The following is a 22,394-nucleotide window of genomic DNA, read 5'->3' as shown; positions in this document are numbered from 1 at the left end:
CGCGACCGTATGGCAGCGGGCCACGGTGGCTTCCCGCTGGTGGGCACGCCGGAGCAGGTCGCCGACGGCATCACCGAGCTCTACGACACCGGGTTTGGCGGCACCACGCTGGCGTTCGTAAACTACGCCGACGAGTTCCCGTATTTTGCCGAGCATGTCCTGCCCATTCTTGAGAAGAGAGGCATTCGCACCGGGGCATGACCCGGCCTTGAGTGCCGGGGATTCCGGGTTCCTGCTATAGTCCTGGGCAACGCCAGCACCGGGAGCACGCTCGCACCACTCCCGGACCTGTTCCCGGCTCGTTACACAAGCGAAAGTTTATGAAGGATCAGCTCGCCGACCGTGCCCTGCGCGCAACCCGCCTGTTCGATGGCGAGCAGTGGCACAGTGACTGCGGTGTTCTCCTGGCGGGAGAGAAAGTGCAGGCCCTGCTGCCAGCCACTGCCATTCCCGCCTCGCTGCCCTGCGAGACTATCACCGAGGGCTTTCTCGCTCCCGGCCTGGTCGACCTGCAGGTCAACGGCGGAGGTGGCCTGCTGTTCAACAACGCGCCCGGTGCCGACGCCGTGCTGCACATCGCCGCCGCCCATCGCCGCTACGGCACCACGGCACTGCTGCCCACCCTGCTCAGCGACACCGCCGATGTCCTGCGGGCAGGCGTTGCCGCGGTGCGCCAGGCACAGGCTTCGGCGCAGCCTGAAGCCCGTGTCGTCCTCGGCATTCACATCGAAGGGCCGTTCTTTGCCAACGCCCGCCGCGGGACCCACCAGGCGGACCGCTTGCGACAACCGACAGCAGCAGACATTGACTGGCTCTGCAGCCTTGCCGATCTGCGTTGCCTGACCACCCTGGCGCCGGAGGTCATGGCGCCGGGCATGATCCGCCAGCTCAGCAGCGCCGGCATCGTGATCAGCGCCGGTCACAGCGCGGCGAGCTGGGAGCAGCTGCAGCAGGCGCTGCGGGAGGGGCTGCGCGGCTTCACCCACCTGTTCAACGCCATGAGCCCGCTGACCGCCCGGGAGCCGGGCGTAACCGGCGCCGCCCTGGACAGCGGCGACTGCTGGCTGGGAATCATCGCCGACGGTTACCACGTGCACCCGGCCAGTATTCGCATCGCCCACCGCTGCGCCAGCGCGGGGAAGCTGTTTCTGGTCAGCGATGCCATGGCCACAGTTGGTAGCGGGCAACCCTGGTTTACCCTTTACGGCGAACGCATCACAGTGCAAGACGGCCGGTTGCTCAATGCGGAGGGCGCCCTCGCGGGCAGCGCAATCGGCCTGATTGACGCAGTCCGTTACTGCCATCAGGTCGTGCGGCTACCGCTGGAGGAATGCCTGCGCATGGCCTCCCTGTACCCGGCCCGGTTTATCGGCGAACAGCACCTGGGGCGGATAGCCGCGGGCTCAAGGGCAGACCTGGTTCTGCTCGATGAGGACCTGCAGGTCAGCGCCACCTGGGTGGCGGGACAGCGCAGTGACCACGCCCGCAGGCGGTGAAATCAGCTTTTGACCCGCTGGGCCATGAGACCGCGCACATCCACCCGGGCCCGGAGCCGATGGGCCAGCATGAACATGCCGCCCAGCTTGCGATGAAAATAGACTGCGTGAGTCGGCGGTGCCTGCCAGAAATCCCGGAAACCGGTCACCGACTGGCCCATTGCCATCAGGCGGGAGGGCATGTCCGATGCACCAAAATCATAGGGTCCCTCCTGGCGCAGCGGCTCCAGCGCCAGCAGCAACATGTCCAGCACCAGCTCCCGGTAGCGGGAGCCAGGCTCGCCCATGGCGTAGCCCACCCGCTCCGCGGCCCACGCCACCCTCTCCCGGTCACCCGCCATGGCGGCCGCGGCCAACTTGCCATAGTCGCGCACAAACGCGGCCTTGAAGGGACGGCTGGCACCGAAATCCAGCAGCACAATCGCGCCGTCGCGCTCGCGATACTGGTAGTTGGCAAAATTCGGGTCGGTCTGTACCAGCCGCAATTCGAACATTTCGGTGAGCAACAGCTCGATCAGTGCGCTCATCACCCGGTCGCGCTCGGCGGCCGGCTGCAGAGCCAGGGTCTCAATCGATTCGCCGTCGACGTAGGTCATCCCCAGCACGTTGCGACGGGTGAGGTCGGGCAGCACCTCCGGCAGGACAAAGCGCTGGTCGTGGGCGAGGGCCTCGCGAAAGCGGTTCAGGTATTTCGCTTCCTTCAGGTAATCAGCCTCGTCCTTGAGCTGGGCGCGGGCATCCAGCAGCAGCGGCTGCAGGTCCAGGTGGCGCGGCAACAGCCCTGACATCCGCAGCAGGGTGGCGATATTGTCGACATCGCTGTCGATGCTGTCGGCAACGCCGGGATACTGGATCTTGAGCACGGCGGCGCGGCCATCCCGTGTCCGGATACGGTGTACCTGGCCGATGGACGCCGCCGCCAGCGGACGCCACTCGAACTCGAACAGCGCGGGGTCCCAGTCGGGGCCAAAAGCCTGGTGTAAGGCCTCCTGCAGCTGCCTGGCCGGCATGGATTCGGCGTCGGCACGCAACCTGGCAAGGATTTCCGCCAGCTCACGCGGCAGCAGGTCACCGGTATCCATCGACAGGATCTGGCCGAGCTTCATCGCGGCGCCGCGCATGCGTGCCAACTGTTTGGTCACCCGGCGGGCATTGCCCGGGGTAAGCAGCATATCCCGGGCCCGGGGGCGCTTGCCCGCCCGCAGCTGGCGCTCGCCCTCAGCCAGCATACCGCCGGCGACGCCACCGGCGAGCTTCGCCATCCCCGCCAGCCGCCGCAGGCGCCCGGCCGGTACCGCACTGCCGTCGCGCTCATCCATCACAGGTTTTTCTCCCGCCAGTGACGGACATGCCTGCGCACCAGGTCGTGGGCATTGAACTCGGCGTCCAGTACTGCGATAAAAGTGAAGACGCCCGTCAGTTTGCGCGCAATCAGCGCGAAGTCCCGGGAGGGAGTGGCGAAATCCAGCGACGCTGCGGCAGTTGCCGCCCGCTTGCCGGCCCGGCGCAGCAGGCGGGATCGCCCCCAGCAGTACTCTCCCCTGTCATTCAGGTACTCCCGCGGCAACTCCCCCGGAGGCCGCAGGGGCTCGAGCAGATTCAGGCAAAAGTCGATAAAGGTTTCCCTGGCGTAGGCGGTGCTGTCGCTGTCCAGGCAACCCAGGCCCACCAAGCTGGCCAGCAGAGCCTCCCGGTCATGCTCCTGACCGGCGGCGATGGCGCTGCCGAGATGCGCCAGGAAGCTCGGCTCACAGCTCAGGGTGGAGCCAAAGTCCAGCAGCACCAGCTCGTCGCGGCGGGAGCCTCTGCGGATCAGGTAGTTGCCAAAATTCGGATCGGTCTGCAACACCCCCCAGCTGTACAGCTCGTGGAAAAACAGCTCCAGCATGCCGCGGCCCAGGGCATTGCGGCGGCGCTGGGAAAGCGCGGCCACCTCCGGACGATTGACCTGCCAGCCTTCAATATACTCGAGCGCCAGTACGTCGTCGCTGCAATAGCGCCGGAAGCGGCGGGGTACGTAGTAGCGGCTGCCGCCAGGCGACGCCGTATCCCTGGCCACCAGCCTCGCCACGGTGTCGCCCATGCGGGCCTCATGGCGGTAGTCAATTTCCTGGTGCAGATGACTGCGCATGGACTCCAGCCAGTCGTCCAGTTCCCGCCCGGCCTTGACCCAGCGCGCCAGCAGCAGCATCCGCACCACCGCGTCGAAGTCGCTGTCGATGACTTCGCGCAGGCCCGGGTACTGCAGCTTCAGGCAGATCTGCTCCCCGGTCGCCTTTACCGTAGCGCGGTGCACCTGGGCCAGGGAAGCTGCCGCCAGCGCTACCGGCTCCACCTCGAGCTCGGCGAGGCGCGCACCCAGGCTGGCGCGCAGCTGCGGTTCCATTACCTCCCAGGGCAGCGGCTCGGTCGCGGCATTCAGCTCCTGCAGGGCCTCGGTCAGGGCACGGGGCAGGAAGTGTTCGCCCAGCAGGGCAAACATCTGCCCAATCTTGACGTAGGTGCCCTTGAGCCGTCCCAGTTCTGCCACAAACCGGCGCGCCTCCTTGCGGATGAAGGGAGAGTCGACGGCGTAATCTTCCTCCTGCCCACCGGGACGCAAACGCTGCAGGGCGCCGTCGATGGCAAAGGCGCCGCCGGCGCGCAACCCGGCCAGGGACACGGCGAGACCGCGCCCGAAGCTGCCCTGGCGAATGGTGGATAATTTCCTGCTCATAACCTTTCTACGCAGCCGCGCTCCGGCTGGACGTCTCCCTGCAGCGAGCCGATCTCAATCATCGAGGAGCAGCTGCGCCAGCCGCTTGCGGTGATGCTGGGCATCGCCGAAGGCCTGCTGGCTCCACTGGGCCCGGCGCACATACAGCTGGGCATCGCATTCCCAGGTGAAACCCATGCCCCCGTGAAACTGGATTGCCCGGTCACTGGCGTACTTCAGGGTCTCCGTCGCCTGGGCCTTGGCCATGCGGCAGGCAATCTCGGCATCGCGATCGAGCTCGCCAGCAGTCAGCAGCGTTGCCGCGTGATAGACAAAAGACCGGGCCGAGTCGATTCCCACCAGAATGTCCACACAGGGATGCTTCAGGGCCTGGTAGGAGCCGATCAGCTTGCCGAACTGCTTGCGCGTCTTGAGGTAGTCCACCGTGGTGTCGAGGCAGGCCGCAGCGCTGCCGCCGGCCTCTGCCGCCACCAGCAGGGCGCCCAGCAGGCGGAAATCACGCAGGGCCGAGGCCACGCGAGGCCCCCGCAGCACCGCGTCCTCTGGCACCCGGACACCGCTGAAATCAATGGCCTGGGCGCGGCGGGTGCAGTCGATCAGGGTGTGATCGCGGCGCCCCCCGGCGCCGAGGTCTGCGGCAGGCACCAGCGCCAGCACCGGCTCGCCCGCCCGCTGAGCCACGACCACAAACCACTCTGCACTGGCCGCCTCCATGACCTGTTGCTTGACGCCCTGCAGCACGTTATCGGTGCCCAGTTCGCAGCGAATGCGGCTGGCGCCCCAATCGTGATTGTCCAGCACCGCCACCGCGGCGGGGGCGCCGGCCGCGAGCGCCACCAGGACCGTTTCGCAGGTTGATCCCGATGGCGCCGGATCGGCCGCTGCCCGCCACAGCAACTGGCCTGCCAGCACCGTGCCCAGCAGCGGGCCACCCAGCAGGGACCTGCCCATGGCCTCCATCACCGGCACCACAGCGCCCATACCCAGGCCAGAGCCACCCACCGCTTCGGGCAGCGCCATCCCCGGCCAGCCCATGTCGACCACCTGTCGCCAGACTTCCGGATCAAAGCCGGTATCCGACTCCAGCAGGGCTCGCACCGCGCCGATGGTGGACTTGTCCCGGCAGAAGGCGCGCGCCACATCGAGGATCATGGCCTGGTCTTCGCTGAACGCCAACGCTGTATTGCCCATCACGGACATCCGCAGTACTCCTTATCTGGGCAGGCCGAGAATATGCTCGGCAATGATATTGGCCTGAACCTGGCTGGTGCCACCACCGATGGTGGCGGCAAAGCTGTTCAGGTAGGCACGCTGCCAGAATCCGCCCTGGCGGGCATCCTCGTCACCCACATAGAGGCCACCATCGGCGCCCTGCAGGTTGATCGCCAGCTGGCGCATGCGGCGGGTGCTCTCGGTGAAGCGCAGCTTGTTGGACACGGCCAGGGAGAACGGATAATCACTGGTCAGCGGCGCGATGCCCGCACGGCGGTCGCCCAGGGCCACCGCCTTTTCCTCCATGATCAACTGCACCAGCTGGTCGCGGACCGCCGGGTCCTGCAGCACCGGCGCGCCATCGCGCTCCACATCCCGCAACTGCTCGATCATGTCGTCGATGACAATGCGCACAAAGGCCAGGCCGCCCGCTGCGCCCGCCTCGGCGCCGCGCTCGTATTGCAGGGTTTTCATGGCAATCTTCCAGCCCTGCCCTTCCTCGCCCATCAGACAGCTGGCGGGGATGCGGGCATCGGTGAAGAAGGTCTCGGTGAAGCCGTACTCTCCCGTCAGCTTGCGGATGGGCCGGGGGTCTATCCCCGGCACCTGCATGGGCGCGAGGAAAAAAGACAGGCCATCGTACTTGCGCTCCGCCGCGGGATTGGTGCGGGCCAGCAGGATCATGTAGCGGGCGAAGTTGCCCATGGTGGTCCAGATCTTGGTGCCGTTGATGACGTAGTCGTCACCGTCGCGCTCGGCGCGGGTCTGGGCGCTGCCCAGGTCCGACCCGTGATCCGGCTCGGAAAAGCCCTGGCACCAGATATCCTCGCCAGTCAGGATGCCCTTCAGGTAGCGGGACTTTTCCGCTTCGGTACCAATGTCATTGATCAGTGGGCCAGCCCAGCCCAGCCCGATCACGTTGAAGCAGATGGGCACCGCGTGGCGGCGCATTTCCTGGTCCGCGATGGACTGGAAGACCGGGTCCAGACCCTGGCCGCCGTACTGCTTCGGCCAGGCCATACCGAGGTAACCCGCTGCCCAAACCTTGTACTGCCATTGCCGAAGGAACTCGAGCTGCTGCTCGCTGCCCACTTCCATGAAGGACTGGGGCAGGAGAAAGCCCGGATCCGCCGGCTTGTTGGCCCGCAGCCAGGCCGAGACCTCCCGGCGAAAGGCCTGCTTGTCCTGTTCACTCACCGTAGTCATAGCTTGCTCCTTGTCGGGGGCCGATCGGCTCAAACCACGTCCGGCAGCACCAGTGGTTCGGCGTGGGCATTGGCGCGCTGGAAAGCGGGGCGCGCCAGCAGGCGCTCCAGGTAGGTCCTGGTCGCGGGCTGGTAATATTTGTCCAGGTGCAGGATAGAGCCCAGGTACAGGGCATACCCTACCGCGATGTCGGCGATGGTGAAGCGGTCCGCGACCAGGTAGTCGTTGGTCGCTACCCGCTCGTCCAGCCTTCTCAGGCGGGCGCGAAACCACTTGGCATAGTCGTCGGCGACCGCGCGCTTGGCCGGATCCTGCTCAAAAAAGTAATAGCGCAGGGCAATGGTCTGGGGGAAGGTCAGGGTGGCGTCACTGTGATGCAACCAGTTCAGGTAGGCGCCGTAGTCTGTGTCCTGTGGCCGCAGCGCCAGGTCCGCCGCGCGCTCGGGGTAGCGGTCCACCAGATACTGGCAGATACCTGCGGACTCGGTCATTTCCGTGGCACCGTCGACGAAGAACGGCACGGTGCCGAGGCTGTTGACCTGCAGGAAATCGGGCTGCATCACCCGGGGCGGAAAGGGCAGGACTTCCAGCTCGTACTCCAGCCCCATCTCCTCCAGGGTCCACAGGGGGCGCAGTGAGCGGGCGCCGCCGCAGTGCCACAGTTTCATCTCAGACTCCAAACTGGCGTGCCGCCAGGTCGCGCATGATTTCCTCGGAGCCGCCGCCGATGGCATTGACCCGTACCTCGCGATAGATGCGTTCCACCCGGCTGCCGCGCATGAACCCGATGCCCCCGAGAATCTGCATCGCCTCGCGGGCGCAGAATTCCACGGTTTCGCTGGCCTGCACCTTGAGCAGGGCGATATCACCGGGATTCGGATTACCCGCCTCTATCGCCTCGTAGCAGATCCGGATATAGGCCTGGGTGGCGTTGATCTTCTGCTTCATCTGGGCAATTTTGTGGCGGATAACCTGGTGGTCCGCGAGCCGCTTGCCAAAGGTGCGGCGCTCCTGGGCCCAGGCCACCGCCTCTTCCAGGCACACCCGGGCCATCGCTTCCATGCCTGCGGCCATGCCCATGCGCTCGCCGTTGAAGTTGGTCATGATCACCAGGAACCCCTGGTTTTCCTCGCCGATAAGCTGCTCCACCGGCACCCGCACATTGTCGAAGTACAGCGTGGCGGTATCCGAGGCCCACCAGCCCTGTTTGCGCGCCAGTGGAGTGCGGGAAAAACCCTCGGCGTCCGTGGGAATCAGCAGCATGGAGATACCCCGGGCACCCGGACCACCGGTCCGGACGGCGGTGGATACCCAGTTGGCGCGCATGCCGCCGGTGATGTAGGTCTTGGAGCCGTTGACCACGAAGTGGTCACCATCGCGCACTGCGGTAGTGGCCAGACTGGCCACGTCCGAGCCACCGCCGGGTTCGGTGATACCGAGGGCGATGTGTTTCTGCCCCGCCAGCACCGCCGGCGCCACCGCCTGCTTCATCGCCCCGCTGCCCCAGTTGAGCACCGGCGGCAAGCCTATGCCGTGCACCATCAGGCTGGCTGGAATGCCCCCGGCACCAATACGGGCCAGCTCCTCCTGGGCGATCCAGCTGTGCCAGCTGTCGATACCCTCTTGCGTGCCGCCATAGGCTTCCGGATAGCCGAGGCCAAGCAGCCCCACCGCCGCCGCCTTCGGCCAGAGTTCGGCGGGAACGTGGCCGGCTTCATCCCAGGCATCGGCGTGGGGCATGATCTCAGTGTCGATAAAACGCCGCAGCTGGGTACGCCAGGCCTCGTGCTCCCCGGTGAGGTGGGGGTTCGGCAGGCGCGCGCTGTCAAAATCCAGTGGCATCGTCTATCTCCGGGTGGTTTTTTTTACGCGAGAGACTATCGCAGTCGAAGCCAGCGGGCAAAGCCCGGGCACAACGACTGCGCAGCGAATCTCGCAGGGATTTCAGGGGGCCGTTTCCAGCACCAGGCCGATAACCTCCTGCAGGTCCTCCCGGGCTGCCGCGCAGCGCTGCAGATCAGCCAGCGCGCGCTGTCGCAACGCCTCGTCAACGCCCGCACCGGCCTCCAGCAATTCAGCCCGCAGCAACCATTCGTCCGGCCAGGCATCAAGGCCGGCAGCCAATCCGGCGGCCCCGCCGCCCGCCGCCAGCGCGGCTACCTGGCGATACAGCCCCTGCAGGGTCACATCCCCCCCGGTCCGGGCCGGGGCCGCGGCGGGCGCGGCTTTGTAAAGCTGGTAGCGCTCACGGTCGGCCGTACCGCCGTAGACGGAATCGATGGTCGCCCCTACCGCCATATCGTACTGGCCCCAGGCAGGCTGGAACAGGAGCCTGCCCTGCAGGTCGGTCACCGTACAGTCGCTGAAGCTGAGCAGCAGATTGCGATGATCCCGGCGCAGGACCTGTTGCAACCGCCCCCGAACCGTGATGCCGGAGAGGAACTCCAGCACCACGGGCTCCCCGATCACGATATGGTGGGCCCTCAGCTCGTCCACCGAATACTCCGACAAGCAGCGGCTCAGGTCCTTGAGTTTGCCCACGGGTGAGCCGAAACCCTCGGCATGGGCGGAGGTACCGTGGCCGTAGATCTCCGTATCCCGCCAGGCCAGCTGGGTCGGCCCGCTGGTTCGCAGGTACACGGCCTTGCCCACCGCATCGCAGAGCACTTCCACAAACTGGCCGCTGACCTGAATTCCGGAATCATAGCGGGCGGTGCAGACAGTTCCCGCCGCAATCGCCTTGCGCAGGGATTCCGCCCCGCCGCGCTGAAAACACATGGCGGCCGCAAACTCCTCCAGCACCTGGCCCAGGTGGTGGCAGCTCCTGGTGACAAACAGCTGCGGCTGCTGGCGGGTAATATCGTAGGGATAGTGCACCGCATCCACGGTCAGGGGCAGTTTTTTCACCCGCTGGTCATCCAGGCTGTTGCGGCTCTCTCCCAGGGAGGACAGCAGGCCAGCGCCGAACAAGCGGTAGTTATCCAGCTCCCCCACCAGCCCATACTCCACTGTCCACCAGTGCAGCCGGGTCAGCAGCGCCGCCTCCGAGGGTTCCTCCGTTACCGCCATGGCCTCTTCCAGCGCACGCTCCGCCGCGGCGACGTCTGCAGCCGTGCTGTCCGCGGTCTCCTTGACGATGGACAGGTGGCGCACCGCCTCGTACTGGGCAAAATCCTGGTGCGAGGCAATGGCTTTCATGCCGATCTCGCCAAAGCGCTGCAGGAACTCGGCGTAGTCTACGTCGACGATAAAGGGGGCATGGCCAGCGGATTCATGCACGATATCCGGCGCCGGTGTGTAAAAAATATGGTCAACGCTGCGCATCTCCAGGGCAATGACCAGGATTTTCAGCGCCTGGAACTCCATGAAGATCGCCGGCGGGATAAAGCCGTCAACAACCACAGCCTGCCAGCCCAGTTCCGCCAGGCAGGCGTTCATTTCCTCCACCGAGGGAATGTGGTCCAGGGCTATGCCGGTACGGGCCAGTCCTTCCAGGTATACAGGGTGGGCGCTGTCACCCAGGCGCCGGGTGAGCTGGCGCATGATAAACCGCCACACCGCCTGGTCGCGGGCGCTGTATTGACCATAGTCCTGCAGCCGCACGAAAGGCCGCAGGTGCGCCGGGAGGCTGGCGACGATTTCCTGCTGGGTCATGTCGAGCCCTGGTTGGCGGCGGGCTGGTCTGACATGCACGCCAGCTGCAATTCCAGCTTGTCGATCAGGGCGAATAGCGTTTGCCGCTCCGCAGGCTCAAGCGGCGCCAGCAGGGACTGCTCCCAGGCCAGGACCTCGGGCTCGATGCGCTGGTAGAGCCCTGCGCCCGCCGGGCTGAGTCGCAGCAGCGCGGCGCGGCTGTCGCGCTCACAGGGCCGGCGCAGCAGCAGCTCTCGATCCAGCAGGCCAGCCACGGCCCTCGAGACTTGCACTTTGTCCATGCTGGTCAGCTCGCCTACCTGTTTTGCCAACAGTTCACTGTACTCGGCGAGAGTCACCAGGACCCGCCACTCGGCGACACTGATACCAAAGCGTTCGGTGTAGATGCGCGACAGGGACACACTGATCTTGCGCGCCAGCGTATTGCAGCGATAAGGCAGGAAACGGGTCAGGCTGAGAGCGTGCTGCATGCGGGCCTTGCAGGACAGATGGGACAATGCAGTATAACGCCCGGGACAGTTGGTTACAAAAGCAACCAGTACCCCGGGGCAGAAGCCACCGCCGCCTGCCCCAGCAGGTTGATCACCACCGCATACCAGACCGACGACTCGGCACCCGCTGGTGAATTCAGCTACAGTCACCCCCACCATCGGCATTCTCAATACAGGGCTCGATAGACATGAACTTTGATATCCCGGAAGACATCAGCAGCTTCCTGCATGAGCTCGACGCCTTCATCGAGTCGAGGATAAAACCACTGGAACAGGCCGACGATAACATCCGCTTCTTCGACCACCGCCGTGAAGACGCTCGTACCGACTGGGAACGGGGTGGCCTGCCCAACGCAGAGTGGGAACAGCTACTGCACAAGGCCAAGCAGCTGGCGATCGAGGCGGGGGTATTCAGCTATCCGTTTCCCGCCGAACACGGCGGTCGCGATGGCAGCAATCTCGGCATGGCGATCATTCGCGAACATCTCGCAGCCAAAGGTCTGGGCCTGCATAACGACCTCCAGAACGAGCACTCCGTGGTCGGCAATAACATCGGCCTGTTGCTGATGCTGGAGTACGGCACCGGGGAGCAGCAAGCGGAGTGGCTGGAAGGGCTCAAGAACGCGACCCGCGGCTTCGCTTTCGGCATTACCGAGCCCGCACACGGTTCGGACGCCACCTGGATGGAAACCCGGGCGATCAAGGATGGCGACCACTGGGTGATCAACGGCGAAAAGACCTGGAATACCGGCGTGCATAGCGCTCACAGCGACATGGTTATGGCCCGCACCGCCGGCGCACCGGGCGATGCCCTGGGAATTACCGCCTTCCTGGTACCCATGGATGCAGCGGGGCTCAAGGTTGAAGAATACCTGTGGACGTTCAACATGCCCTCCGACCACGCCCATGTGTCTTTCACGGATGTTCGTGTTCCGGATTCAGCGATCTTTGGCGGTGAAGGGAGAGGACTGCAAGTGGTCCAGCACTTCTTTAACGAAAACCGCATCCGCCAGGCCGCCTCCAGCCTGGGCGCAGCCCAGTATTGCGTCAACGAGGCAGTGCAGTACGCCAGGGAAAGAAAGCCCTTTGGCAAACCGCTGGCGAGCAACCAGGCGATCCAGTTTCCCCTGGTCGACCTGCAGGCTCGCTGCGAGATGCTGCGGGCACTGATTCACAAGACAGCCTGGCTGATGGACCGGGACGGTGCATTTTCCGTTTCCGACAAGGTATCGATCTGCAACTACCAGGCGAACCGACTTTGCTGTGAAGCAGCAGATACCGCGATGCAGGTCCACGGCGGCATGGGTTATTCCCGCTACAAACCTTTCGAACACATCTACCGCCACCACCGCCGCTACCGCATCACCGAGGGCACCGACGAAATCCAGATGCGCCGCGTGGCGGGCTACCTTTTCGGCTACATGAAGCAGCAGCAACCGAAGGGCGTGGGTTAAGCTCCACCGGCCCGACAGCGGCGACCCAATCTCCCGACGTCCCCGGCTATCAGCATGGGCTGGCTATCAGCGCCGATAGTCCAGCGGTGGCTCGCGATCACCCAGCAGCGGACGGTAGTTGAAATCCGGTCCGCGGCGCTGCTCGAATTCACTGCGCGCCGCTCGCAGCAACCCGGGCTGCAGAAACAGGTCGGTGGCGGTAAGCGCCATGGTCTTGGCCGCCACCATCATGCCCTTGGTGCCGATCCCCGTGCCGCCAGCGGCGATGGCCTGCCAGGTGTGGGGGGCGGTGCCCGGCACCCAGGTCGCGGCGCGCAACTCTGTGGTCGGAACCATCCAGCTGACGTCGCCGACATCGGTGGAGCCCATGCTTTGCCGCACAGTCATCGGCTCGATGCGAGCCGCAGCCGCCGCCAGATCCGTTTCCCGGCCGGCCAGGGAGTCGGCCAGCTCGGCGGCAAAGGCAAGATCAGACGAATCATAGACGACGCCCCCCACCTGGGTCAGACGCCGGTGCACGGCCGTGGCCAGGGTCTCGTTGGGCAACATGCTGTGGTTGCCGTGGATTACCTCCAGCTCCAACTCGGTACCCGTACCCAGGGCGGCGGCTGCGGCTGTGCTGAGCAGGCGCTCCCACAGCTGCTCCAGAGTCGCGGCCTGGGGATGGCGCAGGTAGTAAAAGGATTCGGCGAAATCCGGGACCACATTGGGCGCCGAGCCGCCACGGGTAATCACATAGTGCATGCGCGTCTCCTGCGGCATGTGCTCACGCATCAGGTTGGCCATGAAGTTCATGGCCTCCACCGCGTCCAGGGCGGAACGACCGCGCTCTGGCGCCACCGCGGCGTGGGACGAAGTACCTCGAAAGCGGAACTTGGCCGACTTGTTGGCCAGGGTAGTTGCGACGTCGGCTGCGTTGCGATCGGACGGGTGCCATACCAGCACGGAGTCGACATCCTCGAACAGGCCTTCCCGCACCATGTACACCTTGCCCGAGCCGCCCTCCTCGGCCGGCGTGCCATATACCCTGAGCGTGCCCTGGACTCCGTTGGCTTGCATCCAGTGACGCAGCGCCACCGCGGCGGCGGTAGCGCCCGCGCCGAACAGGTGGTGACCGCAGGCGTGGCCGCTGGACTTCTCGGGGTGCGGCTCAGGGCGCGGCGCAGCCGTCTGCGAGATACCCGGCAGGGCGTCGAACTCGGCCAGCAGTGCGATCACTGGCTCCCCCGAGCCGTAACTGGCGATGAATGCCGTGGGCAAACCGGCGACACCGCTGTCGATGCGAAAGCCCTCCGCCGCCAGAGTCTGTTGCAGCAGTGCGCTGCTCTCGGTTTCCTGGTAGCCCAACTCGGCCTTGTCCCAGAGCGCCAGCGCCAGGGCCGCGTACTGCTCCTGCTCGCGGTCCAGCCAGGCGAGAAGATCGTCCTCGTCCAGCGCCAGCACCGCGCCGGGAAACAACAGCAGGCCCAGGACCAGTCCTCGCAACATACTTGTCATGAAAAGTATCTCCCGTGTCCAGTTCAAAGCCGCTACCTTACCATCGCGTCCAGGCCAATGCCTGCTATGCTGCGCCGTTTCGGGGAAAGATCAGGACAGCTTCCGTGCCAGACTTGAAACTGTGGGCCGCTGCGCTCAATGGAATGCCCGGCGTCGATGCCAAGAGATGGCAGCAACTGGACCCCGTGGCCCGCTGGTTGCTGGCCTGCCGGGCTTCGGTGCTGTTCATGACCCTGACCGCGGCCATGCTGGGCGGCCTGCTGGCGTGGCGGGACGGGCATTTCAATGCGCTGTTGTGGCTGGCCTGTGCGCTGGGCCTCACCTTTGCCCACGCCAGCAACAACCTGCTGAATGACTTCACCGACTCCCGCCGTGGTATCGACCGCAACAATTACTATCGCAACCAGTATGGTGTCCATGTACTGGAAGACGGCCTCATGAGTGCAAGCCAGTTCTGGCGCTACTTCGCCTTCACCGCCGCGATTGCCCTCGCCCTTGGCCTGTGGCTGGTCAGCGTCCGCAGCGGTCCGACCCTGGGCCTGATGCTGGCGGGCACGTTTTTCGTTCTCTTCTACACCTGGCCGCTCAAGTACATAGGCCTGGGCGAGCCCGCTGTGCTGCTGGTCTGGGGGCCGCTGATGGTGGGCGGCACCTACTTCGTGGTGGCCGGCAGCTGGAGCGGCGCTGTCGCCTGGCTCAGCCTGGTATTCGCGCTGGGGCCAACCACAGTGCTGTTTGGCAAGCACACCGACAAACTGGACGCTGACCGCGAAAAGTCAGTACGTACGCTGCCGGTCATTCTGGGCGAGCGCCGGGCGCGGCAGGCAACCGGCGCGCTCTTGCTCGCCCAGTATGGGCTGACGCTGGTGCTGGTGCTCGCCGGCGCCTTCAGCTGGCCGCTCCTGCTGGTGTTCGCCAGCCTGCCCAGCCTGCACCGCAGCCTCGGGATGTTGCGCAAACCCAAGCCGCAAACGCGCCCGGAAAGCTATCCGGAAAAACTCTGGCCCCTGTGGTTTTCAGCCGCCTGCTTCCGCCACACCCGCCACTTCACGCCGCTGTTCCTGCTCGGGGTCGTACTCGATACCCTGCTGCAATGAAAAAAGGGAGCCACCTTGCCGATGGCTCCCCGAAGAACTCCCGCCAGGGGTAGCGGGAGATCAACACCTACTTGCTGATATCGGCAACCTGGGCGGCATTGACCTGGGACAGGGCATCCGCGAGTGCTGACTCATAGCAAGCCTTGTTGTTGGCGGCCACCCGAACGCTACCGGCGATGCGGTAATCGGTTGAACCGCAGACTTCGCGGGCGGCCTGGCTCAGGCGCCCGTGCAGCGCGTTCTGGCCCTCTACCGACGCAGGATTGATATCAGCGACAGAGACGTGGGCGGTGCGCGCTTCCATGGCATGCGCCTGCACCAGAGTCGCCTCCTGATAACTACCGGCCATGGCGGACACTGCCATGCAGCTGCCCATGCCGAAAACAATGGCCGCGATACGCTTGTTGAATTGGGTTTTCATAGTGTTCTCCTTACCGGATAGTGTGGTTTGTGCGTTGCAGGGACTGACGAACCGGTCGTTAATCGCTGTCCTTGATGCACAGACTAGGAGAGTCGGGAAAGCGCCGAAAGTGGCATTCGGTGACTGGCAGGCAAGCGTCGGTGAACTGCACCAATCCAGCGATGAACGGTTTGCGTAAGAACGACTTGCCCGAACAGAATGATCTCTTTACTTGGCTTTAAGCAGCACTCACAGGATAATGCGGCCCCATGCGCTATCGCGGAACCACCGACTACAACCATCGCCAGCCGCCCCGGGTCGGCGTCCTGGTAACTAATCTGGGCACACCCGATGCGCCGGAGAAGGGAGCCCTGCGGCGCTACCTGCGCGAATTTCTGTCCGACCCGCGGGTGGTGGAGGTGCCGCGCCTGATCTGGTTCATGATCCTGCACGGCATCATTCTCAACGTGCGCCCGGCACGCTCCGCTGCCGCCTATCGCACTGTCTGGACCGAAGACGGCTCGCCCCTGCTGCTGCATACCCGCGCCCAGGCCGAGGCGCTGCAGGCCAGGCTGACAGCCGAGCATGGTGATGCGGTGCTGGTGGAGTACGCCATGCGCTACGGCTCCCATTCCATCCCCGCGCAACTGCAATCGCTACTGGATCGCGGTGTCCAGCGCCTGCTGGTGCTGCCGCTGTATCCACAGTACAGCGGGCCCACCGGCGGCTCCACCTTCGATGCACTGGCGGAGGATTTCCGCCGCCGGCGCTGGCTGCCGGACTTGCGATTCGTAACCCGGTACCACGACCACCCGGCTTACATCGACGCCCTCGCCGCAAGCGTACGCAGCCACTGGCAGCAGCACGGACGTGCCGACCGACTCATGATGTCCTATCACGGCGAGCCACAGCGCTATCTGGAGCAGGGCGATCCCTACCACTGCCAATGCCACAAGACCAGCCGCCTGCTGGCGGAAGCGCTGGGACTCGGCAGCAATGACTACCAGACCTGCTTCCAGTCCCGCTTCGGCCGCGAACCCTGGCTGCAACCCTACACCGACGAAACGCTGCAGGGCCTGCCGGCACAGGGCATCAAATCCGTGCAGGTAATCTGTCCGGGGTTTTCAGCGGACTGCCTGGAGACAATTGAAGAGATCGGGGTGGAAAACCGCGACTACTTCCTGCAGGCCGGTGGCGAGCGCTATGAATACATTCCCTGCCTGAACAGTGAACCGGCCCACATCGAGGCGCTCGCCACCATCATCGACCAGCAGCTCGGCGGCTGGCTGCCGCTGAGCTTTGACAGCGATGCCAGCCAGGCGCGGGCCATTGCCATGGGCGCAAGCCGTTAGCGACGAGACTACAGCCAGCGCCGCACCCGCTGGCAATAAGACGGAAACTCCTCGGGAAACAAGCCCTGCAACAGCGTTTCTTCCGGGCGGATATAGCGCCATTCGATGATGACCATGAACAGCGGCGGAATCAGCAGGGACGTGGTAGCGCCCACTGTCACCGCGACGCCCAGCAGGATGGCTGCCATACCCAGGTACATGGGGTTGCGGGTAAAGCGGTAGACGCCGCCGGTGACCAGTGCCGACACGTTGCGGAAAGGTATCAGGTCGGTACCCGCCCGCTTGAACAGCCCGCCGGCGACTACCAGCAGAGCCAGGCCGACGACCAGGATCACACCGCCCAGCAGCTGGCTCGCCAGGCTGGTGAAGCGCACCCCTGGATAGAACTCATTGAGGGCGAAAATGGCCAGAATACCGAATACCAGCCACATTGGCGGATAGATAACGCGCTTGACCATCAACTCCTCCTGATTGCTCAGCCCCCATGCAAGTGGGCGCCGGACGGCTCAATGCCACCAATGGCATAGGCAAGCATGATACCGGCGAGAAACGCCAGAGTCAGCTTGCCGCGATCGTGACTGTGGAAGTGGACCTCGGGCAACAGGTCGCTGAGAGCGATACAGATGAATGCACCGGCGGAAAAGGCCAGTGCAACCGCCACCGCATGGTGTCGTGCGTCGCCCAGCAGGTCCACGCCAAAGTAAAACAGCAGCGCTCCCAGCGGACACAGCAGGGCGAAGCCGATATTGGCCAGGGCCCGGGAGCGCCTGTTCCAGCCCCCGGCCTCCATGATCGTGGTAATCGACATCGCGTCCAGAGGCTTGTGCAGCAGAATCGCCAGGAAAACGCCCACCCCCAGCAGGCCGGCCATTTGGCCTGGCTCGCCCTGCATGACAGCGCCAAGCGCAACGCCATCAATGAGCGTGTGCAGGCCCAGGCCGAGGGCAAGGCCGACCCAGCTCAGGCGGTGGACGGAGGGCACGGCAGGGGCATGATGGTGATCGCCATGTTCGTGCACAGGGTGGTCGTGCAGGTGATGATCGTGGTGCTTCTCCTCCACCGGACTGAAGTCATGCTGGTGGAAATGGAACATGCGCAGCAGCAGAAGCATCGTGATCAGGCCGATCATCAGCCACCAGGCCGAAATATCCGCGGCCTGCGCCGAGGGCTGCAGGGCAATGCTGTGTGGCAGCAGGTGGTAAAACGCGACCCCCAGCATCAACCCCGAGACAAAGCTCATCACCAGTTGGGTGCGGGTATGGGTCATGTGCACCCAGTTCGGGAGCAATCCCCCCGCCAGTGACAGCAGGGCGATTGCGGCACAGTAGGCGACCAGCAGTAGTTCCGCGCTCATGCTCATGAAGTCAACACAGCACCAGGTTGTCGCGGTGTATCATTTCCTCGTCGCCCTGGTATCCCAGGACCTGCTCAATCGCGGCCGAAGGCTGGCCCATGATGCGCAGGGTTTCGGCAGCACTGTAGTTCGCCAGCCCGCGAGCAACTTCGCGCCCGTCCGGCCCAAGGCAGGACACCATGTCCCCGCGCTGGAAGTTGCCCGAGGCACCGCGCACGCCCACCGGTAACAGGCTGCGGCCCGATTCCCGCAGGACGCGCACTGCGCCCTCGTCCAGTTCCAGGCTGCCAGCGATGCGGACCATCCCCGCCAGCCACTGCTTGCGGGCGTTCTGCGGCTGCTTGCCGGTGCGCAGCCAGGTACCCACAATGACGCCGCTCGCAACCTCGGCCACGACATCGGGATGGCGACCGCTGGCAATCACCGTTTCCGAGCCTGACCTGGCGGCCAGCCTGGCAGCCCGTAGTTTGGTAATCATGCCGCCACGCCCCAGGGCACCGCCCTCACCGGCCATGGCGTCGAGGGCGGTATCGTGGACGTCCCGGGTTTCCACCAGGGCGGCAAAGGGGTTCATGCGCGGATCTTCTTCGTACAGACCCTGTTGGTCAGTGAGGAGCAGCAGGGCATCGGCATCGATCAGGTTGGCGACCAGGGCAGCCAGAGTGTCGTTGTCACCAAAGCGGATTTCGTCGGTTACGACCGTGTCGTTTTCATTCACGATCGGCACCACGCCGAGGCGCAACAGCGTAGTCAGGGTACCGCGCGCGTTGAGGTAGCGGTCGCGGGCAGTGATGTCGTCGTGGCCCAGCAAAATCTGCGCGGAGGCGATATCGTAACCGCGGAAGGCCGTTTCATAGCTCTGGATCAATGCTGACTGACCCACGGCAGCGGCAGCCTGCAGTTCGTGTAATTGCGACGGCCGTCGGGGCCAGCCAAGGCGCACGATGCCCGCGGCGACCGCACCGCTGGACACCAGCACCACCTCCGCGCCGCCGGCCCGGAGGGCGGCAATCTGGGCCACCAGGCTGCCGATCATGGCACTGTCCAGGCCGCGACCATCGTTGGTCAGCAGGGCGCTGCCGACCTTGATCACCCAGCGCCGGGCCATTGCAATTTCTGTGCGGGCACCGCTCTCCATCAGCGAACGTATTCCACTTCCACGTCGTCGTCATCGTCCTCATCGCTGCCGTCGGCAGCGGCCGCGCGCCGGTACTGGGCACGCAATGCCTCTATGCGTTCGCGGGCTTCCTGCTGCATGCGCGCCTGCTGCTCGGCCTCGGCCTCGGCAATCTCCGGATCGGCCTTTTCCCTGGCTTGCTGTTCCTCCAGTGCCACCATCAGGTCCTGACAGAGGCGGGCTGTGCCCTCCCCACTGATGGCGGCCGTCTCGTAAACCGGGCCATTCCAGGCCAGCGTCTGCAGCACGGCATCGCGGCGTGCAGCGAGTTCTCCCTCCGGCACCAGATCTATCTTGTTCAGCACCAGCCAGCGCGGCCGCTCGGCGAGGGTGGGGCTGAAGCGCTGCAGCTCCTGCACAATCGCGACAGCCGCGTCCACCGGCTCGCTGCCGTCTACCGGCGCCATATCCACCAGGTGCAGCAGGATCCGGTTGCGGGTCAGGTGCTTGAGAAAACGGATACCAAGGCCGGCTCCGTCCGAGGCGCCCGCGATCAGGCCGGGAATATCCGCGACCACGAAGCTGCGATGGGAGTCTACCTTGACCACCCCCAGGTTGGGCACCAGGGTGGTGAAGGGATAGTCAGCCACCTTCGGCCGCGCGGCGGACACCGCCCGGATAAACGTGGACTTGCCGGCGTTGGGCAGACCCAGCAGGCCCACATCTGCCAGCACCTTCAACTCCAGTTTCAGCGCGCGCTGCTCGCCCTCGGTGCCGGGACTGGTCTGGCGCGGCGCACGATTGGTGCTGGATTTGAAGCGGGCATTGCCCAGGCCATGCCAGCCGCCCTGGGCCACCACCAGGCGCTGGCCGTGCTCCGCCAGGTCTCCCAGCACCTCGGCGCTGTCCTCGTCAATAATGGTGGTACCGACCGGCACTTTCAGCACCAGGTCCTCACCGCTCTTGCCGGTGCAGTTGCGGCTCCTGCCGGACTCACCGTTTTCCGCCCGGTAGCTGCGTACAAAACGGAAATCCACCATCGTATTGAGGCCTTCGTCCGCCTCCATGATCACGCTGCCGCCGTCGCCGCCATCGCCACCATCGGGGCCGCCACGGGGCACGAATTTCTCCCTGCGGAAGCTGAGGCAGCCATTGCCACCGTTGCCCGCAAACACCTTGATGCTTGCTTCATCTACAAATTTCATGGCCCTGCCACTGCTACCCTGTGGCGGACGCGCCATCGCGTCCGCGGGTTGCCTCTAGTATAAAAAAAAAGCCCCGTCAGTTGACGAGGCTTTTGTATTCGCTCAGCGCAACCGCCCGCTCAGGCGCTCACCACCTGAACGAACTTGCGGTTGTTGGGACCTCTGGTCACAAATTCAACCCGGCCCTCGGCCGTGGCGAACAGGGTGTGGTCCCTGCCACAGCGAACATTGTCGCCGGGGTGGAAACGAGTGCCGCGCTGACGCACGATGATGTTGCCAGCCTTCACTACTTCACCGCCAAAGCGCTTGACGCCAAGGCGTTTGCTTTCGGAATCGCGCCCGTTACGGGTACTGCCGCCTGCTTTCTTGTGTGCCATTGTCGATAGCCTCCGTTACGCCGTGATGCCGGTAATCTTCACTTCGGTAAACCACTGGCGATGGCCAGTTTCCTTCCGATAGTGCTTGCGGCGGTTGAACTTCACAATCTTGACCTTCTTGTGGCGCCCGTGGCTGACCACTTCCGCAGTCACCTTGCCGCCGGCAACCAGCGGCGTGCCAATCTTGACCTGGTCGCCGCCAACCATCAGTACCCGGTCGAATTCAACCGTAGCGCCGGTGGCCGCCTCAATCTTTTCCAGCTTGAGGGTTTCGCCCTCAATAACGCGATGCTGCTTGCCACCGCTTTCGATTACTGCGTACATTGCACTCTCCGTTCAGTTAGCCTGCTCGCGTTCCAGGAAAAACCCTTTAAAATCAAGGGGGCAGAGCCAGGCACTAACAGTGTCTATGAAACCCGGGGGCGCACGCCACGTGCGAGACGACCTCCAGAGGGCGGCGATTCTACTCAAAGCGGCCCTCTTGGGCAAGGTTTATTTCCCCACACCCGGTGGCCGCTTGACACCCCCGACGGTCCACCCTAGCATGCGCGAGCACTTACCAAGCCAGCCTACTATGCAGCATATTCGAGCCAGCGTCGCCGGGGAGTTCGAGCGGGTCAACCGGCTGATCATCGACCAGCTCCAGTCCAACGTCCCCATGGTCGAGAATGTCGGCCACTATATCGTTGACGCGGGAGGCAAACGCCTGCGGCCCCTGCTTGCCCTGCTGACCGGCGCCGCCCTCGGCGCATGCCGGGACGAGCACATCACCTTCGCCGCTGTCATCGAATTCATCCACACCGCAACCCTGCTCCACGACGACGTGGTAGATGTCTCCGAGCTGCGCCGCGGCCGGCCCACGGCCAACGCCACTTTCGGCAATGCGCCCAGCGTTCTGGTCGGCGACTTTCTATATACCCGCGCGTTTCAGTTAATGGTCGGGCTGCAGGACATGAACATCCTGCGGTACATGGCGGACACCACCAACACCATCGCCGAGGGCGAGGTTCTGCAGCTGGCGCGGGCCGGCAATGCCGACACCAGCGAGCAGGACTATCTGGACATCATTACCCGCAAGACGGCGGTGTTGTTTGCCGCCGCCTGCTATGGCGCCGCCGTCCTCAGCGGCGGCGAGCAGGGCCGCCCGGAACAGATGGCCACCTTCGGACTGCATCTCGGCCTCGCCTTCCAGATGGTAGATGACATGCTGGACTATGAAGGCGACGCCGCCACCATGGGCAAGAATGTGGGCGATGACCTGAGCGAAGGCAAACTCACCCTGCCTCTTATTTATGTACTGCGCTGCGGCAACCGGGACGAGCAGGCCCTGGTCCGCCGAGCCATCACCGGCAAGACGGCGGCGGACATCCAGGACATCGTCGCGGCCATCGCGCGCTGCGGAGCGGCGGACTACACCCGGGCGCGAGCCCGCGAGCACCATGACCGCGCCCTCGCGGCACTCGCCGGTCTGCCGCCGGGGCCGGCCGCCGACGCACTGCATGCCCTCACCCGACTCTCGCTCGAACGCGACAGTTAGCCCGCACGCCGAAATTGCAGGCTGCCGCGACGCTGCCTATACTGCACTGCCACTCTGGCGGTGCCCGCGATGACTGACACCTTGCGTCTTTCCGACTTCCCATCCTGGCGTGAACTGCAGGCTCTCGCAGCGCAAATGCAGGGCACCACTATTGCTGCCCTGTTCAACAAGGACTCCCAGCGGGCCACGGAATTCACCGCCAGCGCTGCAGGCCTTACCCTCGACTACT

The 22,394-nt window shown here is 64.7% G+C and carries 21 protein-coding genes and 1 pseudogene; 6 read left to right on the top strand and 16 right to left on the bottom strand.

Annotated features, from left to right (window positions below; genetic code table 11):
• Both RJQ10_RS09815 and nagA read left to right on the top strand, forming a co-directional pair.
• Window positions 1-201, top strand: a pseudogene (locus tag RJQ10_RS09815) (LLM class flavin-dependent oxidoreductase); the annotation flags it as partial.
• Window positions 202-320: 119 nt separating this feature from the next.
• Window positions 321-1,496 carry an N-acetylglucosamine-6-phosphate deacetylase gene (gene nagA / locus RJQ10_RS09810; RefSeq protein ID WP_350146069.1) on the top strand — a complete coding sequence of 392 codons (1,176 nt, stop codon included), beginning with the start codon at window positions 321-323 and terminating at the stop codon, window positions 1,494-1,496.
• A 2-nt stretch (window positions 1,497-1,498) separates the two neighbouring features.
• On the opposite strand, the gene RJQ10_RS09805 is transcribed toward nagA, so the two are convergent.
• From RJQ10_RS09805 to RJQ10_RS09770, 8 genes are all read right to left on the bottom strand, one after another.
• Window positions 1,499-2,815: an ABC1 kinase family protein gene (locus RJQ10_RS09805; protein ID WP_350146071.1), complete on the bottom strand. Its 1,317-nt coding sequence runs from the start codon at window positions 2,813-2,815 to the stop codon at window positions 1,499-1,501.
• Complete coding sequence (locus tag RJQ10_RS09800; RefSeq protein WP_350146067.1) at window positions 2,815-4,212, bottom strand: ABC1 kinase family protein; 1,398 nt, start codon at window positions 4,210-4,212, stop codon at window positions 2,815-2,817. The genes RJQ10_RS09805 and RJQ10_RS09800 overlap by 1 nt, the downstream gene beginning before the upstream one ends.
• Before the next feature lie 54 nt (window positions 4,213-4,266).
• The gene (locus RJQ10_RS09795; protein ID WP_350146065.1) at window positions 4,267-5,412 is read right to left on the bottom strand and encodes an acyl-CoA dehydrogenase family protein; all 1,146 of its coding nucleotides are present in this window, start codon (window positions 5,410-5,412) and stop codon (window positions 4,267-4,269) included.
• A 12-nt stretch (window positions 5,413-5,424) separates the two neighbouring features.
• Window positions 5,425-6,630, bottom strand: a complete 1,206-nt coding sequence (locus RJQ10_RS09790; protein WP_350146063.1) for an acyl-CoA dehydrogenase family protein — start codon at window positions 6,628-6,630, stop codon at window positions 5,425-5,427.
• Between the two features lie 29 nt (window positions 6,631-6,659).
• Window positions 6,660-7,298, bottom strand: a complete 639-nt coding sequence (locus RJQ10_RS09785; protein ID WP_350146061.1) for a glutathione S-transferase family protein — start codon at window positions 7,296-7,298, stop codon at window positions 6,660-6,662.
• Between the two features lies 1 nt (window position 7,299).
• Entirely contained in the window at window positions 7,300-8,472 is a 1,173-nt protein-coding gene (locus tag RJQ10_RS09780; protein ID WP_350146059.1) for an acyl-CoA dehydrogenase family protein, read from the bottom strand.
• 102 nt (window positions 8,473-8,574) lie between these two features.
• On the bottom strand, window positions 8,575-10,284 hold the full coding sequence (locus RJQ10_RS09775; protein ID WP_350146057.1) for an aromatic amino acid hydroxylase: 1,710 nt from the start codon (window positions 10,282-10,284) through the stop codon (window positions 8,575-8,577).
• Window positions 10,281-10,754: a MarR family winged helix-turn-helix transcriptional regulator gene (locus RJQ10_RS09770; protein ID WP_350146055.1), complete on the bottom strand. Its 474-nt coding sequence runs from the start codon at window positions 10,752-10,754 to the stop codon at window positions 10,281-10,283. The genes RJQ10_RS09775 and RJQ10_RS09770 overlap by 4 nt, the downstream gene beginning before the upstream one ends.
• A gap of 209 nt (window positions 10,755-10,963) precedes the next feature.
• Between RJQ10_RS09770 and RJQ10_RS09765 the strand changes: the two genes are divergently transcribed.
• A complete protein-coding gene (locus RJQ10_RS09765; protein ID WP_350146053.1) occupies window positions 10,964-12,229 on the top strand; it encodes an acyl-CoA dehydrogenase family protein in 1,266 nt (421 codons plus the stop codon).
• Window positions 12,230-12,295: 66 nt separating this feature from the next.
• On the opposite strand, the gene RJQ10_RS09760 is transcribed toward RJQ10_RS09765, so the two are convergent.
• Entirely contained in the window at window positions 12,296-13,726 is a 1,431-nt protein-coding gene (locus RJQ10_RS09760) for an amidohydrolase (protein WP_350146051.1), read from the bottom strand.
• Window positions 13,727-13,830: 104 nt separating this feature from the next.
• Here RJQ10_RS09760 and RJQ10_RS09755 point away from each other — a divergent pair, with 104 nt between their 5' ends.
• Window positions 13,831-14,823: a prenyltransferase gene (locus tag RJQ10_RS09755; RefSeq protein WP_350146049.1), complete on the top strand. Its 993-nt coding sequence runs from the start codon at window positions 13,831-13,833 to the stop codon at window positions 14,821-14,823.
• A 67-nt stretch (window positions 14,824-14,890) separates the two neighbouring features.
• Here RJQ10_RS09755 and RJQ10_RS09750 read toward each other — a convergent pair whose 3' ends face one another.
• The gene (locus RJQ10_RS09750) at window positions 14,891-15,244 is read right to left on the bottom strand and encodes a UrcA family protein (protein ID WP_350146047.1); all 354 of its coding nucleotides are present in this window, start codon (window positions 15,242-15,244) and stop codon (window positions 14,891-14,893) included.
• A 248-nt stretch (window positions 15,245-15,492) separates the two neighbouring features.
• Here RJQ10_RS09750 and hemH point away from each other — a divergent pair, with 248 nt between their 5' ends.
• A complete protein-coding gene (gene hemH, locus RJQ10_RS09745; protein WP_350146045.1) occupies window positions 15,493-16,575 on the top strand; it encodes a ferrochelatase in 1,083 nt (360 codons plus the stop codon).
• 8 nt (window positions 16,576-16,583) lie between these two features.
• On the opposite strand, the gene RJQ10_RS09740 is transcribed toward hemH, so the two are convergent.
• The 6 genes from RJQ10_RS09740 to rplU all read right to left on the bottom strand — a co-directional run bounded on the left by RJQ10_RS09740 (window position 16,584) and on the right by rplU (window position 20,952).
• Window positions 16,584-17,033 (bottom strand): methyltransferase family protein, encoded by a 450-nt coding sequence (locus tag RJQ10_RS09740; RefSeq protein WP_350146043.1) that lies wholly within the window; start codon window positions 17,031-17,033, stop codon window positions 16,584-16,586.
• Window positions 17,034-17,050: 17 nt separating this feature from the next.
• A complete protein-coding gene (locus tag RJQ10_RS09735) occupies window positions 17,051-17,929 on the bottom strand; it encodes a ZIP family metal transporter (RefSeq protein ID WP_350146041.1) in 879 nt (292 codons plus the stop codon).
• A gap of 10 nt (window positions 17,930-17,939) precedes the next feature.
• Window positions 17,940-19,067, bottom strand: coding sequence for a glutamate 5-kinase (gene proB, locus RJQ10_RS09730; RefSeq protein ID WP_350146039.1), 1,128 nt, complete (start codon window positions 19,065-19,067; stop codon window positions 17,940-17,942).
• A complete protein-coding gene (gene cgtA / locus RJQ10_RS09725) occupies window positions 19,067-20,251 on the bottom strand; it encodes an Obg family GTPase CgtA (protein WP_350146037.1) in 1,185 nt (394 codons plus the stop codon). Before cgtA ends, proB begins: the two co-directional genes overlap by 1 nt.
• 119 nt (window positions 20,252-20,370) lie before the next feature.
• Complete coding sequence (rpmA, locus tag RJQ10_RS09720; RefSeq protein ID WP_350146035.1) at window positions 20,371-20,628, bottom strand: 50S ribosomal protein L27; 258 nt, start codon at window positions 20,626-20,628, stop codon at window positions 20,371-20,373.
• A 15-nt stretch (window positions 20,629-20,643) separates the two neighbouring features.
• The gene (gene rplU / locus RJQ10_RS09715) at window positions 20,644-20,952 is read right to left on the bottom strand and encodes a 50S ribosomal protein L21 (protein WP_350146033.1); all 309 of its coding nucleotides are present in this window, start codon (window positions 20,950-20,952) and stop codon (window positions 20,644-20,646) included.
• A 250-nt stretch (window positions 20,953-21,202) separates the two neighbouring features.
• Here rplU and RJQ10_RS09710 point away from each other — a divergent pair, with 250 nt between their 5' ends.
• Window positions 21,203-22,165, top strand: coding sequence for a polyprenyl synthetase family protein (locus RJQ10_RS09710; protein ID WP_350146031.1), 963 nt, complete (start codon window positions 21,203-21,205; stop codon window positions 22,163-22,165).
• Window positions 22,166-22,394: the final 229 nt, after the last annotated feature.

It is taken from the genome of Haliea sp. (genome assembly GCF_040222615.1).
In the GTDB taxonomy this organism is placed as follows: Bacteria; Pseudomonadota; Gammaproteobacteria; order Pseudomonadales; family Halieaceae; genus Haliea.
Note: the sequence above shows the minus strand (reverse complement) of the source record. Positions and strands in the feature narration are given on the sequence as shown.

Coding starts and splice junctions, on each gene's coding strand:
- nagA (WP_350146069.1), top strand. CDS start 321: ATGAAGGATCAGCTCGCCGACCGTGCCCTGCGCGCAACCCGCCTGTTC.
- RJQ10_RS09805 (WP_350146071.1), bottom strand. CDS start 2,815: ATGGATGAGCGCGACGGCAGTGCGGTACCGGCCGGGCGCCTGCGGCGG.
- RJQ10_RS09800 (WP_350146067.1), bottom strand. CDS start 4,212: ATGAGCAGGAAATTATCCACCATTCGCCAGGGCAGCTTCGGGCGCGGT.
- RJQ10_RS09795 (WP_350146065.1), bottom strand. CDS start 5,412: ATGTCCGTGATGGGCAATACAGCGTTGGCGTTCAGCGAAGACCAGGCC.
- RJQ10_RS09790 (WP_350146063.1), bottom strand. CDS start 6,630: ATGACTACGGTGAGTGAACAGGACAAGCAGGCCTTTCGCCGGGAGGTC.
- RJQ10_RS09785 (WP_350146061.1), bottom strand. CDS start 7,298: ATGAAACTGTGGCACTGCGGCGGCGCCCGCTCACTGCGCCCCCTGTGG.
- RJQ10_RS09780 (WP_350146059.1), bottom strand. CDS start 8,472: ATGCCACTGGATTTTGACAGCGCGCGCCTGCCGAACCCCCACCTCACC.
- RJQ10_RS09775 (WP_350146057.1), bottom strand. CDS start 10,284: ATGACCCAGCAGGAAATCGTCGCCAGCCTCCCGGCGCACCTGCGGCCT.
- RJQ10_RS09770 (WP_350146055.1), bottom strand. CDS start 10,754: ATGCAGCACGCTCTCAGCCTGACCCGTTTCCTGCCTTATCGCTGCAAT.
- RJQ10_RS09765 (WP_350146053.1), top strand. CDS start 10,964: ATGAACTTTGATATCCCGGAAGACATCAGCAGCTTCCTGCATGAGCTC.
- RJQ10_RS09760 (WP_350146051.1), bottom strand. CDS start 13,726: ATGACAAGTATGTTGCGAGGACTGGTCCTGGGCCTGCTGTTGTTTCCC.
- RJQ10_RS09750 (WP_350146047.1), bottom strand. CDS start 15,244: ATGAAAACCCAATTCAACAAGCGTATCGCGGCCATTGTTTTCGGCATG.
- hemH (WP_350146045.1), top strand. CDS start 15,493: ATGCGCTATCGCGGAACCACCGACTACAACCATCGCCAGCCGCCCCGG.
- RJQ10_RS09740 (WP_350146043.1), bottom strand. CDS start 17,033: ATGGTCAAGCGCGTTATCTATCCGCCAATGTGGCTGGTATTCGGTATT.
- RJQ10_RS09735 (WP_350146041.1), bottom strand. CDS start 17,929: ATGAGCGCGGAACTACTGCTGGTCGCCTACTGTGCCGCAATCGCCCTG.
- proB (WP_350146039.1), bottom strand. CDS start 19,067: ATGGAGAGCGGTGCCCGCACAGAAATTGCAATGGCCCGGCGCTGGGTG.
- cgtA (WP_350146037.1), bottom strand. CDS start 20,251: ATGAAATTTGTAGATGAAGCAAGCATCAAGGTGTTTGCGGGCAACGGT.
- rpmA (WP_350146035.1), bottom strand. CDS start 20,628: ATGGCACACAAGAAAGCAGGCGGCAGTACCCGTAACGGGCGCGATTCC.
- rplU (WP_350146033.1), bottom strand. CDS start 20,952: ATGTACGCAGTAATCGAAAGCGGTGGCAAGCAGCATCGCGTTATTGAG.
- RJQ10_RS09710 (WP_350146031.1), top strand. CDS start 21,203: ATGCAGCATATTCGAGCCAGCGTCGCCGGGGAGTTCGAGCGGGTCAAC.